Source organism: Dyella flagellata, assembly GCF_030160275.1.
In the GTDB taxonomy this organism is placed as follows: domain Bacteria; phylum Pseudomonadota; class Gammaproteobacteria; order Xanthomonadales; family Rhodanobacteraceae; genus Dyella_B; species Dyella_B flagellata.
The window spans coordinates 40,056-62,478 of record NZ_BSOA01000029.1; the positions used below are offsets into that span (position 1 = coordinate 40,056).

Here is a 22,423-nt window from a genome sequence, read left to right on the forward strand (position 1 = left end):
CCAATCCTTTACGCCCTGCCCTAGCAAAAAACGGAACGGAGGTGGCTAATCTTACTTAACCACCTCCGTCCCGTTTTCGGGCGCTGGACGTTGCCGATGAACAATCGCCGGTTTAGTCGGCGCTACTGGGAAGTGTTTGCGGTCGTCCTGATCCAGGTCCTTCTACTTATCAATCTTCGATATACGTCGCCTCATAGCTGACTGGAAAGTTCACCGACCTTGCAATAAAGCAGAAGTGATGGACGTCGTGATGCAGCGAATCGGCCTTTGCGAGGTCCGCGCCTCGTTCCACGGTGATCTTGGGTCGAAGCACGGCCCGGATAAAACGTCCCTCGCCCCGCGCGCCGGTTTCACCCACGCCAAAAGGGGCGTCTTCATAGTGCTTCACGACGATCCCCGCGCTGCTCGCCAGGTGCAGATACCAGAGCATGTGACAGGCGGAGAGGCTCGCCAGCAGTAGATCCTCCGGATTGGGTTTGGAGGGATCGCCGCCAAGCATCGGGTCATTCGAGCACTCGATCGGCGCCTTGCCGGGCGTCGTGATGCGCCAGGTGCGGTCGTAGCCGCGATAGGTCTTGGTTCCCTCGCCGCGGTTGCCCGTCCAGACGATCTCCGCCGTGAAGTCGTGGTGCTTGGTCATCGGTGGTCCTTGAGGCAAAGTGTATACATGTATACACTTTGACTTCAGCGTAGACAAGGGTGAGGAGCGCCACGATGACGCCGGAAACGATAGCCAGCCAATTGCGGAGCGAACTGATGGCGGGCGTACTGCGACCTGGCACTGATCTTTCCCAGGTCGAGCTAGCCCAGCGCTTCGGTGTCAGCCGAATTCCCATTCGGGATGCCTTGCGCATCCTGGCTGGCGAGGGGCTGGTGGAGATCGAGGCCCATCGTGGCGCCAAAACCATCAGCCTGACACCCGAAGAGGTTCGCGAGATATACGACCTGCGCATCCTGTTGGAGTGCGACTGCCTTCAACGAGCGGCAGCAGTACTGACGCCGGCGGACCTGAAAGAGATCGATCGCGTGCGCCTCAAGTCCAACCTGGACGCTGGCGGCCCCGATTGGGCAGACGGCGACTGGGCGTTTCACCGCACGATTTACGCGCTTGCAGGCCGACAGCGGCAGCTTGTCATGATCGAAGCTCTACGCCGGACGTGCGTACTGTTTGTCAGCGCCTACGCCACCATGCCGACAAAGAAGCCGCGTTGGTTGAGCGAACACGACGCCATCGTGAAGCATCTGCGTCGAGGCGAAACAGAGCAGGCCGTCCTTGCGCTTAAAGAACACCTGGAAGGTGCAGCCTCACACCTGATTGCACACATAATGGCGCTGCCGGGCTAAGCCTGTGGCCCAAAGCACCAAGGGCTTCCCTGCGCAAAAATTAGAAAACGGGAAGGCGGTGGTTAATCTCACTTAACGACCCCCGTCCCGTTTTCGTGCCCTTGATTGCGTGGCAAGTGCGTGCGCTTTTCGATCTCCCTTGCGCACGAAAGGCAGTCTGATGCACCGGTTTGGTCGCCTTCGGCTACTGCCCAAGGCGCCCTACGAACGCCACCCCAGCCTGCCACGCCTCATCCTCAGATGCATAGCCTTGCGAACTATCACCTATCGCCCGCGTGAATTTGCCGGAAGGCGTCCGTGTGCGGACTTCATACGCAATTCCGCGGTTGCCCGGCATGGACGGATGGGTGACTTCGATCAGGGAAAGTTGGTGTTTACCGAACATCTCCTGCCGCAAAAGGCTCTTCATTGCCCGATTCCAGTTTCCATAGAACGTGAGCCCAACACTACTCGGGAGATCAGCAGGCGTCTACTGAAGTTTCCCTACACTCCGCAGGCAGCATAAGCGAAACAAATTGCCCAACCCTATGACTGCTTGAGAACAAGCAGCGCGTCGACCGCATTACGGGCAGCAGGAATGGCTGTCAGGCATTCGGTGGTCAAGCGGAGCACCTTGTCAAAATCAACACCATCAGATCGTTCCGCTGCAATTGCCAGTGCCCAGCCGGTCATCACAGTTCGCATTTCTTTGAATTCTTGCGCGGCAATAAAGGACCTTTGCACTGCTTTCGCAGCGTTATCAAATTCCCTCAAATTTCCCGCGAGAACGCGGAGCGACTCCGGCGGCTGGAAAAGGTACTCATCGCCCTGGACAAGTTGGAGCATGTTGAGTGCACCAGCTTGACCTTGCTCCGCGATCTTTTTCAAGTGCCGCGTTTTTTCGTCCCAAGCTCGGAAGGCGCGAACATGGACCATAGCCACATCTCGTGCTATCTCCGCACGCTCGCGTTCACGTCGCGCGGCGTCTGTACGAGTTTGTCTATTCGCAATGATCACCGCTGCCCAGATCGCCGCGCCGCTAATCACAGCCTGCGCGCACGCCGCGGCCACTTGCCACCATGCCGCCTTCGCCTGCGTTTGAGCGGCCACCAATCCAAGATCCGGGCTAACGATCATGCGTGAACTCCCCATCCTGTTCTCTGCCCCCATGGTGAGGGCGATCCTGGGCAGTAGCAAGACGCAGACGCGGCGCGTAGTACAAATAGGTGACGGAGGTAGTTAAGTGGCGCCATTTAACCACTTCCGTCCCTTATTGCTGGTTCGTGCTGCTGTGGACATTGACCTATCCATATTGCCTAGCTAAACGTAAGAACTACGCGCTTGGAAGCCTTCTTGGCGTGGGAATAGTCATTACCCTGTTGTCTATGGCAGCGCCTATGTCATGGAGGCCACCATCGCCGAGCAGCAGGACAAGATACACGCAACACTGATCCAAATAGGCCAGTGAAGCACCGACCATGCCCCGAAAACTACTCCCTTTCACTCGGCTTATTGGGACTCGATGGAGCACCGGACAGAGAAAGCTTTCGTGGAAAGCTCGCCCTCTCGACTTCAGGAAGGCATAGCTATGCGGATACCAAGCCGCCTTCCTGCTTGCTGGGCGATACTTGCAACCGCGTTATAGCCCTTCTTACTTTGCACTGCTAACGGGAAGAGTTCGTCACGAATGAAGGCTTCATCGGCAACCAGTCCAAACACATGCGGGAACACCTCGTTTCCGCCCTGGCCTCGTAATACCAGCGACTTGAGTACGTCGAGCGCTTGAGGCGAGAAGTCAGAGATCAAGAGTCCTTCCATATGGTGCAGGACCATCGTGGCGATAACCCGTTGTTGCGCTGGGGCGCCTTGATCAAGCAGCCTGAGCAACTGCGCTTTGTTGTCTTGGGCGCTTGATCGAGCGATCAAAACTGCGAGCTGCATGGCAACCCACCCGGCCCCGTCGGCGGCTGACTGATCTTCAGTCAGCTGAATCAGCCAGTTTAACCAGGGGCCGACCTCTCCAAGATCAATACTTTCCAAGCCAGCGAAGGATGGCGGGCTCGACCCGCCGAGTACCAGTCGCGCGACTTCAAGATTATGGAGCGCGAGTGCAGCGATCAGCAGATCGTGGCGTCCGCTCCAATCGAGATCTGGAAAGTCAATCAGCCGCAGAAACCTCAGTTCCTCCTCGGCGCCCCCTTGCAACAATGACTCAAGCCCTGCGAAGAGCGAGATCGTACCCCGAGTCGCGCAATACTCAAATATGGATCTTCGAGCACCCGAACTCTTCTCTGCTTCAGCGAGCACACGGCCGCGGACGACGTCTTCCTCTGCGCAAGCGTCAAGGAGATCGACCGACCAGCGGTCGCCATGATCAATATAGTTAAGAATCGTGTCGAACAGCGAATCGTCGAGCGCATTGGAGAACATATGGCGCAGGTCTGATTCGAAACGAACAATTAGATAAACGGCAAATAGATTCTTCGGAAGCCGCAATCGAGCGACCTCGATCACCATCGCCAATCCTTCAGCTGACTTATTTCCTTCAAAAATCTCGCAGATCAGAGCGGCGACAATACGCTTTCCGCCGGCATCGAACATATTTAATCGCGCAAGCGTCTCTCGCCTTATCTCTTCCGTGGTAAAATTTCTTACCGCTGTCGCTACCGCGGCTACTTGGTAATGCGTGATCCCTTGATCATCATCGAGTGATGCAGGATCTGCGCATGCCAGGCGTTCGACGAGCATCGATAAGTCTCCGACCTCGACGAGATGCGCGAGCGCCCTACCTATTCCCCGAGTGATCCAGAACCCGCCTTCTTTAAATAGACAATCGATGATCTCCTGCTTCACTGAGCGCCCAAGTGCTTTTGCGAGACCTCCGAAAGCCTCTCCACGTAGCGCCGGCAGCAGCAAGATTCTCCGCAATGCCTGTTCATGCGACGGCGCAAACGGAAGTCGATCGAACGCAAACTTCGTATGATGATCGAGTGCATAGTGGGGAAGTTTGGCGACTATCTCCAGAATCTGGCCAACTAGCGCTTCGCCGCCGTGCTGTACATAACGCACGGCATTCAGCGCGAAGCCGGCGTCGCGTGCGACAATTTCGTTAAGGAGGGTGACCGCTAGCGCCTCATCTAGCATACCGAGCGTTAGGAATATCGCGTTGTCCCATCTCCGCAAATTGATCAGTTCGCCAACATTACCCGACTGCTTCTCAAGCTTGATCTTAAGTTCGCACGCAGCAAGAAATTCGGTTATCGACTGATGGACGAAGGCTGCTCGCTTCCCTTGCATAGGAATGATGACTTCCTCCGATGCAAGCCAATTGGCAATCTGCTCAATCTGCGCCCCAGTATGCCGTGGTGCGACAGTTGCAATTGCCGCTTCCAGGTCGCTGACGTCGAACGCCTCGCTGCCACGCTCAAGTGTTGCATAAGCGTGCCGCTGCATTGCCGCTATTATATTGATTCTGTTGCCGAACGCTTCGGCAAATCTCTTTGCAACGCTGCTACTGAACTGCGCATACAGATCATTAGGCGTATGAACCTTTTCGAGCGACATTACTGCGCGATTGAGCAGGCGGAAGTAAAATGGCCGTTGTAGGATGCGAATGATGTCTTCCCGATAAGTTGTCCGGAGCATTGACTGACTCGCTGACAGTCTGTGCTCGACCTCTTCCAGAGATATCTCTGACAACCGGTAAACTGGAAGACCAAGTCGCTCGAGACCATCGCCTGTGCGCGAACCGATTACAAGCCCAAGTCCCGACCTGGCTTCAAGAAGTGCATCGAGCTGACGGTCGAAGCTGCCATCTTCCCGGAACGAACGTGGCACTTCGTTATAGCCGTCTAGGTAAAGTATGATCGGGAATGAGACATGCAGTAGGTCGAGCGAAAGCCCCAGAGGAAATTTGCCGCTAATCAGGCCTTCCAAATCGCCGTTGTAGAGTTTGAGATCGATGGCGATGGGAATCCGCATTGCAACGTGGACTTTTCCACACAGACACGCATCCTGAAGATCTGTCGCGAGCGTATTTACCGCCTCGCGCATCGCAAAGCTTTTCCCGGAGCCAGGTTCGCCTAATAGGATGAACTGTTTGGGGCCTTCACGAAGGAGCCGCTGGACTGGCCAATGGTCATAAGCATTCGGCCACTTGCCAGCGCTATGAGTGGTGTCGACTCTGCTCACCCGAATGACGAAGGGCTCAGAATCGCTTGGCAACAGGCTGCTAGCCGCGTAGCGTGCGAGGGACAGAATCCCCGCCGGGTCTTCGATATCAAAGGTGGGGCGGAGGGCGTGAGGCGCCGGCATGGTACGGAGTTGCTCGAGCAAAGCAAGCAGACCGCTATGATCGCGACCATGATCGGCGGTGGCATAGCCGATGAGATGAATGCCGTAATGCGCCCGCCAATAATCTTGTTGATCGCGCACGGGGTCGGAAACGATTGCGTAGTGATCACGCATTCCGCCACGATAAATATTGGCGAGCAAATCGCGTAGATGTAGAAAGTCAGGATCACGCAAACCGAAGCCAACAAACAGCACAGGGCGCGACTGGAGCAGCGTTTTAAAAGTATTGAGCGTTGCACTGAGCGACCCTTCAGGCAGCAGCATGCGATATTGTTCGCGTGTCAATATGATTGAATCAGCGTTTCGCGCATCGCCATGAGGCTTGAAGATAAATTGGCGCGCTTGCGCGTGGATGATCTCAGCCTGCTCAAAGAGCTGCGTGTTGAGCACAATACGCAGCTCAGATGGTGCCGGACGATGCTGGCGATAAGCTTGCTCGAGCAGGTCGTCATAATTGGTCGTGATAAAGCAGCTTGGCCCAAGCATCATGATTGCTTGATGGATTTCGCCGGGGGCCGCGCTGCCGCTCCGGCAAGCGCTGCGCATGAACGCCGCGACTTGCGGCGGCGTCAGCTTTAAAAAGCCGTAGCTGGCTGCCTGCAACAGGTCACCAACCTCGGCTTCCTGGCGGACCAAGGCAGAATCGATGGAATTGTCATCCAGATAATCAGCGAGTTCGCCTACCAGCCCCTCCCAGCTCGGAAGGCCGCTCCAACGTGAAATACCCGAGCCTACAAAGATAATCGTGTCATCTTGTGCCAGTATGCGTTTTAGAGAATTTGACAAGTTTGCGGCCACCCGTTGTCGTTGATATCGAGTTTTTCGGCTTGCGGCGTGAGGGTCAACCAATCGTCTTGCTATAACAGCGTTATCCATGGCGACCATCAAGAGTCGGATGCAATTTCCAGCAACACAATCGAGGACATCCACCAAAAAGCTCACGAATTAAGGGCTTGCGTACGAACTCCGAACTGAGATCTGGCACTGGCGTCTAGTTACCCAGGGACCTTTTCTCGGATGTCCCGATTGCGCCCCCCAATTCAACCACCTCCGTCCCCTATTGCTCGTGGGTAAGAGCGGCGCTATGAAGCAAGCATGGGTCTAGCAGTACGCGCCAGCACTTTCACACGCCTGGACACATCGGGGCCAACATCAATATCCTCGCCCGGCGTAAGCCCGATGAGATGTATGCCTGGCTTCGACTTTTGCCGCTGAACCATGCAGGCACCTAACCGCAATGCGGCCTGGTCATTGTCGTGGAAACTCCCACGGAGGAGCGCTCTTAAACCCGAAGCCAGGAAATCGGCTAGCTGGACACCCGGACTGCCTTTCGAATCTGCAAACTCGAGGTGCTCCCTCCAGATGAGACCAACATTCCAGGCCGGCGCTTTCCTTCCATTTGACTCTCTTTTCGGAAGCCAAGGCGCCTCACCCTTGAACTCAAAGCGAGCCATTTTTGAATAGTCTGCCCAGTCCATCATCCCGAACGGCTCATGCAAGGTTTTGGATTGCAGGAGCGGACCGACCATCAGTTGCAGCATCGTTTCGAAGGGGTTTTGACTTGTATCCTTCCCGTCAAAAGACCAGCGAAAGTTGGACAGAGTCCCGGGAAGTCGTTGCGCGTAGTAGTTAATTGCAAGCTGCAGAACATCGTAGACCAATTGAACGCGGCAGACCAACTCGACGTAGTTCTGCTCGGACAACCCCCTCAGGTCCTTCGCAAGGTCTAACAACATCTGCCGACCTTCCGGATAGACCATGTTGGGGGCGTACTTTTCGATTTTGAGTGCTTGCTGCTCTTGGTGCTCCTCTGCGCCGCCGTTCAGGCTGGCGTCCGTGGCAACAGCCACTCCGATCCCATCTATCTTCGACAGGTCGCTTAGCAGCTCGAAGTAGCGCAATTCATCGATGTCTTTTCGCTTGATTTCGACGTCATACTTGACGCCACATTTCATCTTGAGGCCTCGAAGGACCTCCTTTGCTTTGGCATAGGGCGCTTCTGGAATGGCGTACGCCGCGACCACGCACCAAGAGCCTCGGCTCTTTGACTTGGCAAAAGTCCCCGATTCATCGACAAAAATATGCATCCGCGATTCCCTCATGGCGCTACTTTAGACGCTTATATCCTGAGCGACGGCCGGCGTGTGGCAATTTGGGCCATTCACCGAAAGGCCGTGAAGCAAGTGCTTACTTGCGAGCTTTGGATCGTGATCTGACTTTGGCGTCTAGTTAGCCAGGGACCAATTCTTGAATGCCCCTAATTGCGCCCCCTTCCCTCAGGCGTAGTGCTTACCGTGGCCTACGCCGACCATCAGGCTCTCTCGGCTTTTGGTACCGAGGATCAGCCAGACGCTTCTGGAATTCTTTGCTGATCTGAACGAGGTCGGTTCCGCATGCCAGGCACCAGTCGCGTACCTGGACGGTATCCAGCCTCCGCCTGCCCCGCTCCGCCTCACTAACAAATGCCTGATCGGCATCCAACGTCGTCGCCAGTTGCTCCTGCGTGAGTTCCGCTTGCATTCGCACGTCGCGGAGTAGCTCCGCGAAGATTCGATGCTCTGGCCTGTAGATGCTTTTCCGTGCCACCGCGCAATCCTCCGAGTGGCATGAAAAGCTATATGTGATGCCTGTTTATGCGAGCTTCATATATGTGTTCTTCGAATATGCTTGAATGCAAAACGTCGAGGTGGACAGCGTTTTTAATGAGCCAGACAACCATACAAGTTGCCCCCTGATCAGACCATCCAGCAACCCGTGCTGAGCCAGAGGCGCTGCCACGAGTCATCTGACACGAGAAAGATGACAGAACACATCCCAAAGGATCCGGGCTGCCATGACACAAATCACGCATATAGATTCTCCCTCGGCCAGGGTAACCAAAGCCGTGGACGAGTGGGAGGGCCAACACGACGGCTCATTTCGTTTTCTAAGCCGCGCAGCACTCACGTCCAAACTCACTTTGCTCGCGTCGGCCGCGATCCTCATTGGCCTCACTGCGCCGATCCTCACGCTGGATTACTTCCTCATCAACATTGGCGACTACTTGGCAGCCATAGTCACGACCTCCATGGCGGCCGCCACGGCCTGGCTATGCCTTTGCAGTCTGCATAGCGGCCGCCACGCTGAAATTCGTCAGTGGGTTCCACGCCCCCAGCAACAGCACCGGTCCCGTCGCCCCGCTGCACCCAACGTTCAATCCACCCACTAGCTGGACACGCCGCGCACTGCGTACGGCGCGTCCACCTTGGAGCACTCGTGATGAACGCATCGCCCAACCTCGTCGCTTACGCCTCCCGCACAGCGGAGCGGTTCAAGCCTTTTGCAGTGAGAGAGCCCACTGCGGTGTACAACGCGCGGCCCCACGCGGCGCGCATCCTGGTGGTGGCAAATGATCCTGAAACGCGTCGCGTTTTGATCAGCGAACTCAGGGCGCTTGGCTTGAACCCGGTCCCCGTGCCTGACAGCCAGGCGGCCTTGAATGCCATTGATCGTGAGGCGCCTGACGTGATCCTCATGGCCTTGGAAGGTCCGGACGCAACCGTCTACCAAGCCCTGCTGCGTTTGGCGGTGGCCAAGCTTGCAAAGCGCACTCGCATTCCCCTCGTCGCCATCGTGGAGCAAGGCAGCGAGAACGGGCGTCGCGCCTTGGATAGCCGGCTGGATGGTGTCTTGCACCAGCCCCTGCGCCCCGAGGCGCTATATGCCACGCTTTCTCGATGGCTCGACCTGCCGCCTCCCGCCGGTCAAGCGCCGGATGAACCCCTTCCACCCCCGTGGCACCGAGCTTGCATCGACGTGGACGTCCAGGAGTATGAGCGAGCCCTAGCAAGGCAGGACATCTCCAAGATGGTGCACTTTGCGCATCGCGCGAAGGGCGCGGCGCTTGTGCTGCATGCGAATCGGGCGGCCGCGTTGGCAGATCGGCTGGAGCTTGCGGCAAGAGGCGATGTACCGCTTCCGCCGGATGACATACAGCGCACGCTCGCCGCGTTGAAAGTCGCTATCGCCCGCCACTTTGACCAAGCAGGCGATGCGGGCGGCGAGAAAGGAAAAGGAAACGCCAGACTCATCTGAAAAGGAAGTAGGCCATGTCCGACACCCTGTCGCCGCGCTTGCGCGTGATGTTGCTCGAAGACCACATCCTGGTACGCCGTGGCATGGAGCTGGTGCTCAAGCATGACTACGGCCTGGACGTGGCAGGCAGCTTTTGCACGCCTCGGCAGCTCTTCGAAGCGTTGAAGCAAGACCAACCCGACGTGATCGTGACGGACTACGCCCTAGGTGCAACGGAGACCGATGGCGCCAAGTTGCTACGCTCCTTGCATCTGCATCATCCGCGTGTTCCGGTCTTGGTGGTGTCGTCCCACTGCAACGCCGCGACGATGGCTGTGGCACGGAGGGCCGGCGCCCACGGTTTCATTGGCAAGACGGAGCACGAGTCCGAACTAATCCTGGCCATCCGAGCAGTGGCCGCGGGCCGGACCTATTTCAGCCGGCACCTGACCGACCTTGCCGGGTCTATCAACCCCATCGATCGGAGTGACGAGCCCGGCAAGGATCTCGGCGACGAATTGCTGGACACCGCCAAGCTATCCGCACGGGAGCATGAGGTGCTGCGCTGCATACTCGATGGCATGTCCATCAAGGCCATCGCCCAAAAGTTCTCCCGCTCGATCACCACGATCAGTGCGCAGAAGCATTCGGCCTTCCGCAAGCTGGGGCTATGTAATGACCACGAGTTGTTCAAGGTGCGGTATCAGCGCGGGTGAGCAGGCTCAACGCGTAGGCTGGGATGATAATCCCAGCTTTCCACGCGAGATCCTGGTGCTGGGATTGCCATTCCAGCCTACGCACTGGACGCGCAGAAGTCGGCCGACCGGGTCGATCGGCTGGAACAGGCCGCTAGAGGCGACATACGGTTGGAACCGATGCAGGTGCAGGCCACTCTTCAGGCCTTGAAGGGAGCTGTTGCCAAGTACTTGGGGCCTATCCGCCGAACTCATTGATTGTTGCCGGGTCGGGTGCCGATTAAAGCCGCCCGTCGAGGCTACCCATGATTGAGTCGTTGGCTGGACAGCCCGCTGACGCTCCGGCGGGCACTTTGAGTTGGGCCAAGCTCGAAGTCAATCCAGCGCATCACTTTGCCAAGCCATATCAATGGCTTGGCCACCGGAAGCTTTTCAGAAGAACTCTCTGCCCGGACCTGTGCATAAATCTCCTTCGACAGCTCGCATCTGGAAGCGCCGCAAGGCGAGGTGCAAGCCGATGACAGACCCCACAGCGCATCCGCGAAGTCAGTGAATGCCCGATTGGAGTATCGGAGTACGTCAGGACGCAGTTTGACCCCTGAGGCAGGGCCATCGCCGGGATGCGAATTAGGGATGTCTCCAGTTGTTCATGGATGTTCTCACTTGTTCCTTCATTGATTCATACCGTCCACAGGTCGCGTGGAACTGGCTATCGGACCGTATCCATGGCCGACAGTCAGAGCATTCAACGTGACGCCAACCTTTTAGAAGGAGAGCTGCAATGATTCTTTATCACATCACGATGGGCAACGGTAATGCCTTGGCAATCGACGGAAACAACACCGGGGCCGGGTCGCAACTTATACTCGCCGCCCCCAACAAGTCAGATCCCAAACAACAATGGTGCTGGGTTTATGCACCGGGCGTGCAGGCGTCCGTTCTTTACAACCCCAATGCGAACTTCTACGCGATACCGCAGAGTATCCAGAAAAACGCCCCGATCGTGCTGGCCCCGGCGACGCAATCTTTCACTGCGAGCAACACTTTTCAGGTTCTCGGAGCAACCTCGGCTGCGGTTCGGCCGCCGGCCAATACGGACCTCAATATGAACGCACTAGGCGACGACTGGGGTCCCGGCACGAAGGTTGGGCTCTGGTCGTGGGATCACGGTCAACCGAATGAGGTCTGGACCACGACTGCCATTCAAGTATGAGCGTAAATAGGTGAAATCCACCGAACTGGCTGGCCATCAGCCAGTTCGGACTCGAACCCGCCATGCTGAAATCCTCGGAAACTCTTCGGGGCGTTAAAGCATGACCGACCCGACGTGATCGTTACGAACTACGCCCTGGGTGCGACGGATACCGATGGCGCCAAGTTGCTGCGCTCCTTACGTCTGCGTCATGCGCGTGTACCGGTCTTGGTGGTGTCATCCCACGGGCCGGACCTATTTCAGCCGGCAGCTGACCGACCTTGCCGCCCCTATCAACTCCGTCCATCAGAGTGACGAATCCGGCAAGGATCTCGGCAATGACTTGCTGGACACCGTCAAGCTATCCGCACGGGAGCATGAGGTGCTGCGCTGCATCCTCGATGGCATGTCCATCAAGGCCATCGCCCAAAAATTCTCCCGCTCGATCACCGCGATCAGTACGCAGACGCATTCGGCTTTCCGCAAGCCGGGGCTATGTAACGACTATGAGTTGTTCAAGGTGCGGTATCAGCGGGGGTGCGCGGGCTCAGCGCCCTTCGCCTCATCATTGGCCTTGATTCAAGCGAAGTGCCCACACCAATAGGGCTCACATCAAGCAATCCATTCACGACTATTGCGCGGCGCAATACCATCGCCAAGCCGCTTGTTTAGCATAGATTTGTCGATCTTCCGCAACGACCCGTCTCAGTCAAAGGTTTAGGACACATGCAGTGGTCCCGATCGTAGGACTTTTCCTATTAAAAAGTAGGGGAGATAGAAATGGAGCACACGAAAACTGCAATGTGAGACTTTTCCACTTGCGGCACAAATCTACCTTTTTAAATTGGAGAGGCACTCCGTCCAAATTAAGGAGTGCTTTTTTGCACCAACCATCGACAGCGTTTTGGTCTTCAATAGGGAGTTCGAAACATGATTCGTAAAAGAACTGTCACTCAAGCCCTTTCAGCGCTCACCCTCATCATCACCGGCACTACTGGCACCGCCGTCGCCGGTGAAGCGTCGACCAATGGGAACCAAGCGACCGCGATGCTCAGCGAGGCGACGGCCATCCACGCATTGGCTGGCCTCGACCTTGAGGAATTCGGTGCTCCGCAGGACAAGCTGAAGGCTTCAGCAGCAAGCACGCCCCACCATGATGACGACTCATTCGGCCAGCACCATCATCACGACATGGGGCAGACGCCACCGGTAGCACAGATGGGTGAGTTCAACGTCTAAAGACGCTCGTTTCGCCTTCCGCAGGGTGACGGCTGCCCTGCGGAACCTACCAAATGAATTACCAATGGCTGGGGAGCATTCCATGAATTCATTGGTCGAAGACGTCAATGCCATCGACCCGACTGACGTCATGCACTTACTCGAACTTGCCGATGCCAGTCCGAGATCTGTTGATATCATCGACAAACTGCTCTGGTTCCGCCTACTTAGTATGCGCCGCCGCCTTTCCGAGGCGCTGAGTATGCGCGAGACTGATTCCGCTCTCGGCGCTACTTATCGTATCTACAACGCACTGTCGCCCACGCATCAAGCCCGCATCCTCGTCAGTTCCGAGCTGTGTGAGTCGCTCATATACCTGAGCACTTCCTACGCACACCGGCTTACCACCATCAATAAGGACGAAGTGGAAAATGACATCGCACTCATCCACGCGAAATTGCTCGATATAGTTTGCCGTGAGCAAGCCATCGTCGATATCGAAAACGGCCGCCACAATTACTTCCTATCCTCCCACAAGACCCGCACTTTCTTCAGCCCCCTCGGCGACAAACGCGCCGTAGCCAACGCTACGGGTGTCTGGTCGGTCCAAAAGATGCCAAGCATTGGCGGAATAGTCTCCATCGATTTCGACAGCCCCCTTGCCGTGGCGCATGAGCCGAGGAGCGGCGTACTCAGCCAACGTTGCCTTCCGTTGAGCGATGACGAGAAAGCGGCGGTTGTTACTAAGCTCCAATCCGCCCTTGAAAACATTGATGCCACCGTGCCGACTTATGGGCTCATAGTACGTAATTTCGTGCGCAGAATCATTGTGCGCAAATCCTACGACGTGTCCGAAGGCGAATCCGGCGCTGAACGCAGCCGTTTCGGTTCCGAGCATGTTCCAAGGCAACCTGGTTCCATCCGATTGCTCAACACACACCTCGAGTCAATGAGCGTGGAATCCTGCATGGAGACTCTCATGCACGAGAGCACTCACAATTATCTCGCGGCATGGGAGTTCTCAAACGATATGTTTGTGCTCAACGACCCCCGCAACAGGGTCACATCACCCTGGTCAGGAAACCAAATTCCTAACTCCTCGTTCATTCATGCCATCTTCGTTTACTACATCTGCCACCGACTATTGCGAGCGTACATGGAGAACTTAGAAGATGACGGAGAGCGCGCGAGAAAGCATCTGCAGGAACGCCTGGCTAATTTCATGTCGGGTTTCCTGATTCGCCAGGATCTACCAGAACTTATCCTTACGGAACATGAAATAGACCCGACTCTGTCATTTGTTCTCCGTCAGATGCAGACATCAATGAAGCAGATCCACAATCGCGATATCTACGAGGCCGTCGCATGACCGTCGTCCTCTACAGTCAGTGCAATGACCCGCTTGTCGCGGCAATAAAAGCGAGCGGAAAAAAGTGGCTGTTCCTGCATGTTGACGAACTTCTCGATGGCTTAAGTATTAAGCCATGGCCTGTGCTTCTTGACCTCACGGTGCCAAGCGCCTGGAAGGAACAGATCGTGGATGCGTCCGTGGTCAATAGGTTATTTTCGTTCGAAGGCACGACTTGCATGGCCAGACTTTCGGAGGCACGGATTAACGAGCGGTGGCTTCATGCGCGCCTTGATACATTGCTTGCTACTGCCTCTGTGCTCAGCCATGACACGGGAGTGAGAGGAGTGTCTCGGAGCCTACTACCGCTGAACGCCCAGTGGTTTCACATGCGCACGGGGCAAAGCGCGGTTTCCACCCCCCGCTTCAGTTACGCGACAGGCTTCGAGGAGCCTGACAACGGGGAGCTTGATGACCCCATGCAAAAATCCGTCTGGTCTTTGTTTGACTGGAAGTCTGAACGCCATCTCCCATCTACTGAGGCGCGTCGTCACCGTTTTTTTGTTGATCGCCCAACCGGAACCCCTCTCGTGTGCTTCTTTGCGGGTGAACAGGCGCCTGCCTGGTTTTTTCCAAAGCAAGAAGCGGAATTCGACGATGAGGCGCTGACAATTTCCGCACGCACTGCGCAACGCGTGTTCTTGAGTGACATCGGCGAGATGCTTCTCTATGTCAATGCGGATGGCAGCCTCGTCTTTCATGCCTTTTCTCCCTACTTGCAGAGTGCGATCAGGAGTCCTGAGTTTTCCGAATATCTCAACAGGTGGGAGGGGCCGCGTCGCCAAGTCTTTCGAGACGAAAGTCGATATGAATGAGACTGCGGTCATGGGGCACACAGGATGGAAGATCGCCGACAATATGCCTTACCTCCTCGCCCTGCGCGAGAAGATGGGGTGGGTGTATGGAAGCGAGGATTTGTGCATCCTTCTTTACAGCCTGGTCAAGCGGCAACGGCCGAGGCTCGTTGTCGAACTCGGCACCGGACTTGGTGTATCGACAGTATGGATGGCTGCTGCCATGCGAGAAAATTCTATTGGTCATCTACATACGTTCGACAACGGCAGCCATTTTTCTCGTCCCGCGATGTCGGCCCTTTTTGACATGCAGGAAGGACTGCTCGGTCCGCTTGCGGGCTTTGCCGATGCAGACCGGGATATTGGCAGATTCATGGAGGCGGTTTTGCTCAGTGCCGACGTACAGGAATACGTGACCTTTCATAGTGGCAACATCAACCTATTCGAGCTTGCATCGCATCCAGCCTACGCAGATGGCATCGATATGCTCTTTTCAGACTTCGACCATGGTCCAGAGATGGTCACGGAATTGCTGGCCCGGTTCCTTCCGCTGCTGAGCCCAGCGGGATCCATTTTTATCGACAGCGCTTCCACCCACCGCATGAGCTATCTCCTCATTGAGCAGATGGTTGCTGCATTGAACCACCGAAAAATCCCAGCCAGCCTTGCCTGTTTTCTTAGCGATGCCGAAATAGACAGCCTAGACCGGCGGCTTCGTTCGAGTAGATTGGGGCTCACGCACCTGGTTGAGCGTCACGATCGACCGCAGAACAGCACTACGTGGATTCAGTTCGAGCCCCTCGATATGGGCCCAGGGCTTGCGACAAACATGCACGGGTGAGTCGACTAAGGAAGGGAATTTATCGTGTTCGCGTACTACATGGAAATTGCCGTATCGAGCCTGTGGCGAAACCGCCTCCTCAGTAGCCTGGTGATAGCGGTCATGGCGTTGGGAATCGGCGGAAGCATGACCATGCTGTCGGTCGTCCATGTCCTGTCAGGCGACCCGCTACCTGGGCGAAGCAAAGACCTGTTCACGCCTTATCTGAATCCGCTTCCTTTGTCCTACCGCAATGACAGGCGGATGAATCCGAGTGACAACCTCACCTGGCCGGACGCCTGGGCGCTTCTTTCTTCTAGAAGGGCCGATTTGCAGGCGGCGATGGCTGGCGCTCATCTGCTGGTGACTCCTGGGTCATCTGCCCAGCCGTTCTATGCCGAGGGCAGGTTTGTCACCGCTGACTTCTTTGAAATGTTCGCGTTGCCGTTTTTTGCGGGTCATAGCTGGGGCCGAGCCGAGGACGATGCACATGCGCGCGTGGTTGTTCTATCGCAACGCTTGGCCATGCGCCTTTTCAACGGCCCGGCCATTGGCCACTCAATCCGGCTCGGCGGCGTGGCTTTCGACATAGTGGGTGTAGCCGATCACTTTGACCCGCAACCGAAGTTCTACGGGGATATTGCCAGTCATCCGTTTGGCGAACAGGACGATTTTTTCCTTCCGTTGACCACCGCCATAGACCGCAAGCTTGAAGCCACAAGTAGCTTTGCCTCCTGGGGGAGCAAGGGTGCCGGCAACGAAATGGAAAGCCCCGGCGTGACTTGGCTACAGTTCTGGATTCGTCTTGATAGTCCCCAGAAGGCTTCTTCATACAAGGCGTACCTTGACCACTACTGGGCGCGGCAGCATACGGACGGCCGGTTTGAACGCGCGCCAGATGCGAAACTTTACGGCTTGAACGAGTGGCTTGCCAGAAAGAAAGTGATCCCTCGGGATTTGACTCTTCAGATGGCGCTCGCTTTTGCTTTTCTGCTGGTCTGCATGGCCAATATGACCGGCTTGCTGTTTGCCAAATTTTCCCGGAAGAGTGGCGAGGTGGCTGTCCGGCGCGCACTGGGGGCAAAACGGGCCGACATCGTCTGGCAATTCTCAGCGGAGGCCGTTGTCATCGGACTCGTCGGTGGCGCCATCGGCCTAGCATTGGCTCAGCTTGGGCTATGGACTATACGCCGGCAGCCCGACGAGTACGCTCACCTTGTCACTATGGATGGCTGGATGCTACTTGCTACGTTTGTTCTCGGCATCGTGGCCAGCGCCCTTGCCGCGCTTGTTCCCGCCGTCCGTGCATCCATGGTCGAGCCAGCCCTGCAGGTGAAGGTGGCCGAATGACCTCTTTATTCCAGATGCCTATGCTGCGGGCACTCAGCCGGCACCGCATCCTCAGTGCCCTGCTCTTTATCCAGGTTGCTTTGACGTGCGCCGTGGTGACCAACGTGTTGTTTCTCGTCATTAGCCGGACACACCTTCTCCATCAATCCTCCGGCATCGACGAAAAACATCTCGCGGTGATTGAAAGCGAGCGCGTGATGGCTCCCGGCACCGCCATGGCACCCGCGATCGCAAGTGATCTGGAGGCGCTTCGCCATGTTGCGGGCGTGACAGCGGTGGCCGTCGTCGATGCGCTGCCCTTTGGCCACAATGATTGGGTCAATGGCTTCACCAGCGATGTTGTCCAGCAGGGCAACACTCGGCTTCCCATCGAAGTCGAACCGAGCTTGTTCAACGGCTCGCCTGGCGCTTTTGATGTCCTTGGCTTGCACCTGGTCCGTGGCGCCCCTTTTGCTCCGGAGGATTTCCAGCCCCTTGAGGCTGCCCATGATTATGCAGGCCTGAAGAAAGTCCGCGCCGCCATCGTGACCGAAGCCTTCGCACGTCGGATGTTTCCGGCGAGCGACACGCTTGGGCGCACCATCTACCTTGATGGCCGCTCACCTATCCGGATTGTTGGGGTTGTCGACCATCTAGCCCGTCCCAACCTCACGGTTTCGGACGACAACGAGCTTTCTGTGCTTTTGCCCCTCATTCCGGACACGGCGAAGGTGCTGTACCTATTGAAAACGGCGGCTGAGCCCGATGATGTGGTGGCACCGGCCAAGGCTGCACTTCTCGGCGTGTCCAGCCAACGCATCTTCCATCGGGCAGAGTCATTCCCGTCCTTGAGAACAGAGTATTTCCGGCGCGACTCATCGGTGATTGCCATCCTCGCTGTAACGGCAGCGGCGCTGGTTTTCGTAAACCTCGTGGGCGTCATGGGACTGGTCAGCTTCTGGGTGGGACGACGCACTCGGCAAACCGGTATCCGTCGGGCGCTTGGAGCAACGCGAGGGACCATCCTGGCCTATTTCCTGCTGGAGAATTTCGTCGTGGTTGGCGCCGGTGCGTTGGTTGGGGCGGGTTGCGCGTTGGCCGTTAACCGGACGCTGATGACTTGGTTTGAGGTACCTCACCTGCCTTGGTTATATCTGCCGGCAGGCTGGCTCACGATGATACTCATTGGGCAGCTTGCGGCTCTTGTTCCAGCGACGATGGGGGCATCGGTAGCTCCATCCGTGGCTATCAGAGGATAAGCGTAGGCTGGAATGATAGTGCCAGCTTTCCACGCAAGATCCCGATGCTGGGATTGCCATCCCAGCCTACGCGCTCAACAGGGCTTACGAAGTCGACACTAAAACCATTCATTGGCTTTTCGTCCTGGCAACGAAAAAAGGATGCGGGTAGCTATGAGGTGTCATTTAACCACCTCCTTGCGGCACGTAGGCTGGGATGAGCATCCCAGCTTTCCGCCCGACATCTCGATGCTGGGATTGCCATCCCAGCCTACGCGCTACGCGTTGGAAGTTTGGTCAGCGCAACCCGTGATGCAAGAGAGGCATTAGGGCGCGTTTTCGACCCGATCTTTTCCTACCTCCAAATCAGCCAAAAGACGACGCCAGCTAGCGCGCATGAGGCTGCCTCGATCAACATGGAGTGAACACGAGACGAAGAGGGCGTTCGATACAAGTAGCCGATCCCTGCCCTCACGAAAAGTCCAACCGGTGCAATGGTCCACCACCGCATCAGATTGCACTTTGTCAATAACCAATAGAAACGAATTCCATCAAGACAACCTCATGTGACTTCTGCAAACCCTAGGTATTCCATAAACGAGTAATACATCACAACGACAATATCGGCCTTCGATAATTCTTGCGCCTTCAAGCAATGCCACTCATCGAACAGACGGACAGTGACCTTTGGTATGCAGGAGGGGGATACGCATGAAGGTTTTTAGCTCGAATTGGCTCCGCGTCGCGGTGCTCGCTTTATTTCTGTGGCCCGCGTTCTGCCTGGCTCAGGTAGCTGGTCCATACACTGATGCCGAAGCGGCGCGCTTTCTCGCACAAGCGACGTTTGGTCCCACCACGGCGGACATCGCGCACTTGCGGCAAGTCGGTTATCAGGGGTGGTTGAACGAACAGTTCGCCGCACCGGTGTCAACCGAAAAACCTTATCTTGACTGGGTAGCAGGCTTGCCCAACACGCCGGACGGCAATAACACCGTCAACGACGACACCCGAATGGAAGCCTGGTGGATCAATGCCTTAGGCACACCCGATCCCAGTCGCGGCATGCGTATGCCGACCGATCAATTACGGCAGCGCGTCGCCCTTGCGCTGTCCGAGATCTTTGTCGTCTCCAATGCAAATGGCACGCTCGCCTACGAACCGTATGCGCTGGCGAGCTGGCACGACATGCTCGCCGCCGATGCGTTCGGTAATTACCGCACCCTGCTTGAAGACGTGACCAAGAGCCCGGCGATGGCCACGTATCTGAGCATGCTCGCCAATCAGAAGGCTGATCCGACGCAAAACATTCATCCCGACGAGAACTATGCGCGCGAGGTCATGCAGCTGTTTTCGATCGGGCTGGTGCAGCTCAATACCGATGGCACCCCCAAGCTGGACGCCAACAACCAGCCGATTCCGACCTACGACCAGACCGTCGTGCGCGGCATGGCGGCGGTGTTCACGGGCTGGAACTGGAACAACGCAACTTGTACCACCGGCTCATGGCCGTGCTGCACGGCGGACACCTATACCAATTGCGGCCCGAGCGACACCAACTCTCCCGCATGGTGGAGTCCGCTGCAGCCCATTGCCGACTTCCACGACAGCACCTCGGACAAGCAGTTGCTTAACTATCCAGGTGTGGCATTGAGCAACGGGATACTTATCCACGGCGGTGATGCGCAAACCGAGATGACCGCCGCGCTCGACAATATTTTCCATCACCCCAATGTCGGTCCGTTCATCGCGCGACGCCTGATCCAACGCCTGGTGACGAGTAACCCGACGCCAGGCTATGTCAGCCACATTGCACAGGTGTTCAACGACGACGGCAGTAGTGCGCATGTGCGCGGCAACCTGCAAGCGGTGGTGCAGGCGATCCTGCTCGATCCGGAGGCGGTGGTAGGTGCGTCGTATGTGCCCAATCCGGATGCTTACGGCAAGTTGCGCGAACCCTTGCTTAAGCTCACTCATCTATGGAGAGCGATGGGGGCCGAAACGCCAAACGGCCGGGTGGATACGCCTTATCCAGAATGGGAAAGCACCTACGGCCAGGCACCGCTGCGTTCGCCTAGCGTCTTCAATTTCTTCAAGCCGGATTTCCAGCAACCGGGTGAGCTGAGTCAGCGCGGGCTGTTCGGCCCGGAATTCCAGGTCTATACGGCAACGACAGCGGTAACCATACCCAACGATATCTTTCATCGCATTTTTTGCGACTACACCACCAGCACAAACTGCTATTCGTCGGGTGGTCCGAACACGATGTCTATCAATGCGGATCGCGACGCCGTGCTGGCACTCAACAACCCCTCCGGATTGATCGATCTCTACAATTTGCTGTTCATGTCAGGCCAGATGTCTTCTTTCATGCATGACACGCTGCTGACGCGGCTCAATGCCATGACCGACAACTCCGACGGCACTCTCGGTCGCCAGCGCGTGCAGCATGCGCTCTACCTGATCATCAATTCACCCGAATATTCCGTGCAGAAATGAGGATGCCGAGATGCCTTTAAGCCGTCGTGACTTTCTGCGCCGTAGCATGTATGCCACCCTGGGCGGGGTCGGCCTGTATTCGGGGTTCGGCAACCTTCGCCTGCTCCAGGCTGCCGCCTTGCAAAGCAACTATGCCTTCAACGACTACAAGGCATTGGTATGCGTCTATCTGTATGGTGGTAACGATAGTTTCAACACCATCGTGCCTTACGACAGCGCAACCTATGCCACCTATGCGAGTTCGCGTGCCGGCCTCGCCTTGGCGCAAGCCGATATCCAGGCGAATAACCTGACTCCCGCCGCGTTCGTGCAAGGCTTGCCCGGTGGACCGCCAAGCGATGGCGGCGCCTATGGCCTGCATCCGGCCATGCCGGAATTGCGCGGTCTGTTCAATGCGGGACACGCTGCCGTCGTCGCCAATGTCGGCTCCCTGCTCTACCCGATCACGCAAGCGCAGTTTCGGCAGGGCCTGGTTCCGCCACCACCGCAGCTGTTTTCGCACGACGACCAGACCACGCAATGGCAGACCTCGCGCCCGGACGACGCCAATGCCAATGGCTGGGGCGGCAGGATGGCGGATGTGTTGTCGTCCGGCAATGCCAATCCGCAATTCTCGATGAGCATGACCTTGTCCGGCACCAATCTCTTTCAGCGCGGAGCGACGGTGAACCAATACGCCGTCGACCCAGGCGGGGTTGAGGCCATGAGCTATCTCGGTAATGGTCCCGAATCCTGGGTGGCCGGCGGCACGACGGCCGATACGAATGCCTACAACGCATTGATTCGAGGCCCCGCGCCGAGCAACGCGCTGGAGCGCGCATACGCCGCATCAACCAGCAGCGCCATCGACTCTTACACCGTGCTTCTCAATGCCCTCGGTCAGGCACCGGCACTTGCCACGACATTCCCAGATTCAGAGCTTGGCAATCAACTCAAAATGGTGGCGCAGCTGTTGCAAGTGCGATCCGCGCTTGGCGCGAACCGTCAGATATTCTTCGTTTCCGCTGGTGGCTACGATACCCACACCGACCAATTGGCGCAGCAGCAGGCCAATCTCACGCAACTCTCGCAAGCGCTGTCCGCGTTCTATAGCGCAACGGTAGCGCTAGGCCTGGATCAGAGCGTAACAGCCTTCACCGCCTCCGACTTCGGCCGCTCTCTCTCGGTCAACAGCGGCGGCACCGACCATGGCTGGGGCGGCCATCACTTCGTGGTCGGCGGCGCGGTTCGCGGTCAGCGTTTTTACGGCACGATGCCTAGCTTACTGACCACAGCTGCAGGCAATCCGGACGATACCGGTTACGGTCAGATCATTCCGACCACCGCGGTGGATCAATACGCGGCGACGCTGGCGAACTGGCTGGGTGTAAACGGGAGCGATATCGCCAGCATCTTCCCGAATCTCGGCCGTTTCAATGCGCCGAATTTGCGTATTTTTGGGTGAGTTGAGCAACAAATAGCGCGTAGGCTGGGATGATAATCCCAGCTTTCCACGCGAGATGCT

19 protein-coding genes are annotated in these 22,423 nt (G+C 56.9%); 14 read left to right on the forward strand and 5 right to left on the reverse strand.

What is annotated here, in order from left to right; all coding sequences use genetic code 11:
* Nucleotides 1-169: 169 nt before the first annotated feature.
* Nucleotides 170-640 (reverse strand): OsmC family protein, encoded by a 471-nt coding sequence (locus tag QQJ96_RS13795; RefSeq protein WP_284332590.1) that lies wholly within the window; start codon nucleotides 638-640, stop codon nucleotides 170-172.
* Between the two features lie 74 nt (nucleotides 641-714).
* Between QQJ96_RS13795 and QQJ96_RS13800 the strand changes: the two genes are divergently transcribed.
* Complete coding sequence (locus QQJ96_RS13800) at nucleotides 715-1,344, forward strand: GntR family transcriptional regulator (protein WP_284332591.1); 630 nt, start codon at nucleotides 715-717, stop codon at nucleotides 1,342-1,344.
* A gap of 525 nt (nucleotides 1,345-1,869) precedes the next feature.
* On the opposite strand, the gene QQJ96_RS13805 is transcribed toward QQJ96_RS13800, so the two are convergent.
* The 4 genes from QQJ96_RS13805 to QQJ96_RS13820 all read right to left on the reverse strand — a co-directional run bounded on the left by QQJ96_RS13805 (nucleotide 1,870) and on the right by QQJ96_RS13820 (nucleotide 8,262).
* Nucleotides 1,870-2,460, reverse strand: coding sequence for a hypothetical protein (locus QQJ96_RS13805; protein ID WP_284332592.1), 591 nt, complete (start codon nucleotides 2,458-2,460; stop codon nucleotides 1,870-1,872).
* A 435-nt stretch (nucleotides 2,461-2,895) separates the two neighbouring features.
* Complete coding sequence (locus QQJ96_RS13810) at nucleotides 2,896-6,552, reverse strand: SIR2 family NAD-dependent protein deacylase (RefSeq protein WP_284332593.1); 3,657 nt, start codon at nucleotides 6,550-6,552, stop codon at nucleotides 2,896-2,898.
* A 206-nt stretch (nucleotides 6,553-6,758) separates the two neighbouring features.
* Entirely contained in the window at nucleotides 6,759-7,763 is a 1,005-nt protein-coding gene (locus QQJ96_RS13815) for a DUF3800 domain-containing protein (protein ID WP_284332594.1), read from the reverse strand.
* A gap of 202 nt (nucleotides 7,764-7,965) precedes the next feature.
* Entirely contained in the window at nucleotides 7,966-8,262 is a 297-nt protein-coding gene (locus QQJ96_RS13820; RefSeq protein WP_284332595.1) for a helix-turn-helix domain-containing protein, read from the reverse strand.
* Between the two features lie 247 nt (nucleotides 8,263-8,509).
* Between QQJ96_RS13820 and QQJ96_RS13825 the strand changes: the two genes are divergently transcribed.
* The 13 genes from QQJ96_RS13825 to QQJ96_RS13885 all read left to right on the forward strand — a co-directional run bounded on the left by QQJ96_RS13825 (nucleotide 8,510) and on the right by QQJ96_RS13885 (nucleotide 22,363).
* On the forward strand, nucleotides 8,510-8,884 hold the full coding sequence (locus tag QQJ96_RS13825) for a hypothetical protein (RefSeq protein WP_284332596.1): 375 nt from the start codon (nucleotides 8,510-8,512) through the stop codon (nucleotides 8,882-8,884).
* A 50-nt stretch (nucleotides 8,885-8,934) separates the two neighbouring features.
* Nucleotides 8,935-9,750, forward strand: coding sequence for an Hpt domain-containing protein (locus QQJ96_RS13830; RefSeq protein ID WP_284332597.1), 816 nt, complete (start codon nucleotides 8,935-8,937; stop codon nucleotides 9,748-9,750).
* Between the two features lie 14 nt (nucleotides 9,751-9,764).
* Nucleotides 9,765-10,445: a response regulator transcription factor gene (locus QQJ96_RS13835; protein WP_284332598.1), complete on the forward strand. Its 681-nt coding sequence runs from the start codon at nucleotides 9,765-9,767 to the stop codon at nucleotides 10,443-10,445.
* A gap of 760 nt (nucleotides 10,446-11,205) precedes the next feature.
* Nucleotides 11,206-11,637, forward strand: coding sequence for a hypothetical protein (locus QQJ96_RS13840; protein WP_284332599.1), 432 nt, complete (start codon nucleotides 11,206-11,208; stop codon nucleotides 11,635-11,637).
* Nucleotides 11,638-11,827: 190 nt separating this feature from the next.
* Nucleotides 11,828-12,220: a LuxR C-terminal-related transcriptional regulator gene (locus tag QQJ96_RS13845; protein WP_284332600.1), complete on the forward strand. Its 393-nt coding sequence runs from the start codon at nucleotides 11,828-11,830 to the stop codon at nucleotides 12,218-12,220.
* Between the two features lie 326 nt (nucleotides 12,221-12,546).
* Nucleotides 12,547-12,855: a hypothetical protein gene (locus tag QQJ96_RS13850; RefSeq protein WP_284332601.1), complete on the forward strand. Its 309-nt coding sequence runs from the start codon at nucleotides 12,547-12,549 to the stop codon at nucleotides 12,853-12,855.
* Between the two features lie 82 nt (nucleotides 12,856-12,937).
* Nucleotides 12,938-14,203: a hypothetical protein gene (locus QQJ96_RS13855; protein ID WP_284332602.1), complete on the forward strand. Its 1,266-nt coding sequence runs from the start codon at nucleotides 12,938-12,940 to the stop codon at nucleotides 14,201-14,203.
* The gene (locus tag QQJ96_RS13860; RefSeq protein ID WP_284332603.1) at nucleotides 14,200-15,057 is read left to right on the forward strand and encodes a hypothetical protein; all 858 of its coding nucleotides are present in this window, start codon (nucleotides 14,200-14,202) and stop codon (nucleotides 15,055-15,057) included. The genes QQJ96_RS13855 and QQJ96_RS13860 overlap by 4 nt, the downstream gene beginning before the upstream one ends.
* Nucleotides 15,050-15,877, forward strand: a complete 828-nt coding sequence (locus tag QQJ96_RS13865) for an O-methyltransferase (RefSeq protein ID WP_284332604.1) — start codon at nucleotides 15,050-15,052, stop codon at nucleotides 15,875-15,877. The genes QQJ96_RS13860 and QQJ96_RS13865 overlap by 8 nt, the downstream gene beginning before the upstream one ends.
* Before the next feature lie 24 nt (nucleotides 15,878-15,901).
* Nucleotides 15,902-17,206 carry an ABC transporter permease gene (locus QQJ96_RS13870; protein WP_284332605.1) on the forward strand — a complete coding sequence of 435 codons (1,305 nt, stop codon included), beginning with the start codon at nucleotides 15,902-15,904 and terminating at the stop codon, nucleotides 17,204-17,206.
* Entirely contained in the window at nucleotides 17,203-18,444 is a 1,242-nt protein-coding gene (locus QQJ96_RS13875; RefSeq protein ID WP_284332606.1) for an ABC transporter permease, read from the forward strand. Before QQJ96_RS13870 ends, QQJ96_RS13875 begins: the two co-directional genes overlap by 4 nt.
* Nucleotides 18,445-19,134: 690 nt before the next feature.
* Complete coding sequence (locus QQJ96_RS13880) at nucleotides 19,135-20,919, forward strand: DUF1800 domain-containing protein (protein ID WP_284332607.1); 1,785 nt, start codon at nucleotides 19,135-19,137, stop codon at nucleotides 20,917-20,919.
* Between the two features lie 10 nt (nucleotides 20,920-20,929).
* Nucleotides 20,930-22,363 carry a DUF1501 domain-containing protein gene (locus QQJ96_RS13885; RefSeq protein ID WP_284332608.1) on the forward strand — a complete coding sequence of 478 codons (1,434 nt, stop codon included), beginning with the start codon at nucleotides 20,930-20,932 and terminating at the stop codon, nucleotides 22,361-22,363.
* The last annotated feature ends 60 nt before the right edge of the window (nucleotides 22,364-22,423 follow it).

Bases quoted from the DNA above. Each gene is read 5' to 3' on its own strand.
- QQJ96_RS13795 (WP_284332590.1), bottom strand. From the start codon at position 640: ATGACCAAGCACCACGACTTCACGGCGGAGATCGTCTGGACGGGCAAC.
- QQJ96_RS13800 (WP_284332591.1), top strand. From the start codon at position 715: ATGACGCCGGAAACGATAGCCAGCCAATTGCGGAGCGAACTGATGGCG.
- QQJ96_RS13805 (WP_284332592.1), bottom strand. From the start codon at position 2,460: ATGATCGTTAGCCCGGATCTTGGATTGGTGGCCGCTCAAACGCAGGCG.
- QQJ96_RS13810 (WP_284332593.1), bottom strand. From the start codon at position 6,552: ATGGATAACGCTGTTATAGCAAGACGATTGGTTGACCCTCACGCCGCA.
- QQJ96_RS13815 (WP_284332594.1), bottom strand. From the start codon at position 7,763: ATGCATATTTTTGTCGATGAATCGGGGACTTTTGCCAAGTCAAAGAGC.
- QQJ96_RS13825 (WP_284332596.1), top strand. From the start codon at position 8,510: ATGACACAAATCACGCATATAGATTCTCCCTCGGCCAGGGTAACCAAA.
- QQJ96_RS13830 (WP_284332597.1), top strand. From the start codon at position 8,935: ATGAACGCATCGCCCAACCTCGTCGCTTACGCCTCCCGCACAGCGGAG.
- QQJ96_RS13835 (WP_284332598.1), top strand. From the start codon at position 9,765: ATGTCCGACACCCTGTCGCCGCGCTTGCGCGTGATGTTGCTCGAAGAC.
- QQJ96_RS13840 (WP_284332599.1), top strand. From the start codon at position 11,206: ATGATTCTTTATCACATCACGATGGGCAACGGTAATGCCTTGGCAATC.
- QQJ96_RS13845 (WP_284332600.1), top strand. From the start codon at position 11,828: ATGCGCGTGTACCGGTCTTGGTGGTGTCATCCCACGGGCCGGACCTAT.
- QQJ96_RS13850 (WP_284332601.1), top strand. From the start codon at position 12,547: ATGATTCGTAAAAGAACTGTCACTCAAGCCCTTTCAGCGCTCACCCTC.
- QQJ96_RS13855 (WP_284332602.1), top strand. From the start codon at position 12,938: ATGAATTCATTGGTCGAAGACGTCAATGCCATCGACCCGACTGACGTC.
- QQJ96_RS13860 (WP_284332603.1), top strand. From the start codon at position 14,200: ATGACCGTCGTCCTCTACAGTCAGTGCAATGACCCGCTTGTCGCGGCA.
- QQJ96_RS13865 (WP_284332604.1), top strand. From the start codon at position 15,050: ATGAATGAGACTGCGGTCATGGGGCACACAGGATGGAAGATCGCCGAC.
- QQJ96_RS13875 (WP_284332606.1), top strand. From the start codon at position 17,203: ATGACCTCTTTATTCCAGATGCCTATGCTGCGGGCACTCAGCCGGCAC.
- QQJ96_RS13880 (WP_284332607.1), top strand. From the start codon at position 19,135: ATGAAGGTTTTTAGCTCGAATTGGCTCCGCGTCGCGGTGCTCGCTTTA.
- QQJ96_RS13885 (WP_284332608.1), top strand. From the start codon at position 20,930: ATGCCTTTAAGCCGTCGTGACTTTCTGCGCCGTAGCATGTATGCCACC.